This is a genomic window from Arenibacter aquaticus (genome assembly GCF_003957295.1).
Lineage (GTDB): Bacteria > Bacteroidota > Bacteroidia > Flavobacteriales > Flavobacteriaceae > Arenibacter > Arenibacter aquaticus.
Genome location: NZ_RQPJ01000014.1, coordinates 6,812 through 8,049 on the forward strand (window position 1 = coordinate 6,812; position 1,238 = coordinate 8,049).

At 52.3% G+C, this 1,238-nt stretch carries 2 protein-coding genes; both read left to right on the forward strand.

The window, feature by feature from the left end; genetic code table 11:
* The coding region (locus EHW67_RS20770; protein WP_238389938.1) for a hypothetical protein at nt 1–812 on the forward strand (812 nt) is incomplete at its 5' end.
* A 30-nt stretch (nt 813–842) separates the two neighbouring features.
* The coding region (locus EHW67_RS20775; protein ID WP_317126878.1) for a hypothetical protein at nt 843–1,238 on the forward strand (396 nt) is incomplete at its 3' end.

Consider the following 1,238-nt stretch of genomic DNA (forward strand, 5'->3'; position numbering starts at 1 on the left):
AAACGGAGAAAAAGGTGAGACCGGAGCTACTGGAGAAAAAGGAGACAAAGGAGATACCGGTGCTCAGGGTGAGCAAGGAATCCAGGGTGAGAAAGGTGATACTGGAGCCCAAGGTGAGCAAGGTATTCAAGGTGAAACCGGAGCAACTGGAGAGAAAGGTGACAAAGGAGATACTGGAGCCACTGGAGCCAAAGGTGACAAGGGTGACACTGGAGCTCAGGGAGTTCAGGGTGAGAAAGGTGACACTGGCGCTACTGGAGCTACTGGTGCTACAGGAGCCAAAGGAGATCAAGGTATCCAGGGTGAAAAAGGTGAAACTGGAGCTACTGGTGCAACCGGAGCCCAAGGTGAGCAAGGTATTCAAGGTGAGACCGGTGCCACTGGTGCTACTGGTGCACAAGGTATCCAAGGTGAAAAAGGTGACAAGGGTGACACTGGAGCTCAAGGAGAACAAGGAGTTCAGGGTGAGAAAGGTGACACCGGAGCTACTGGTGCCAAAGGCGATCAAGGTATCCAAGGGGAAAAAGGAGATAAGGGTGACACTGGATCTCAAGGAGAACAAGGAGTTCAGGGTGAGAAAGGTGAAACTGGAGCCACTGGCGCAACAGGTGCAACCGGAGAGAAGGGTGAGTCCGGAGCTACTGGTGCTAAAGGTGATACCGGAGCTACTGGTGCAACTGGAGAGAAAGGCGAAACTGGAGCCAAAGGTGACAAAGGAGATACAGGAGCCCAAGGTGACAAAGGAGAACAAGGTATCCAAGGAGAGACTGGCGCAACAGGTGCAACCGGCGCTCAAGGAGAACAAGGATTAAAAGGAGACACTGGAGCTACCGGAGAAAAAGGTGAGACCGGAGCTACTGGAGCAACTGGAGAAAAAGGTGAAACTGGAGCTCAAGGTGAGCAAGGAATCCAAGGTGAAACCGGTGCTACTGGCGCAACAGGTGCAACCGGAGAGAAGGGTGACACCGGAGCTACTGGTGCCAAAGGAGATCAAGGTATCCAAGGTGAAAAAGGTGATACAGGAGCTACCGGAGAAAAAGGTGACACTGGTGCTACCGGAGAAAAAGGAGACACTGGAGCTACTGGTGCTCAGGGAGAACAAGGTATTCAAGGTGAAACCGGAGCTACTGGAGCAACTGGAGAGAAAGGCGAAACTGGAGCCAAAGGTGACAAAGGAGACACTGGCGCAACTGGAGAGAAAGGTGACAAAGGAGATCAAGGTATCCAAGGTGAGAAAG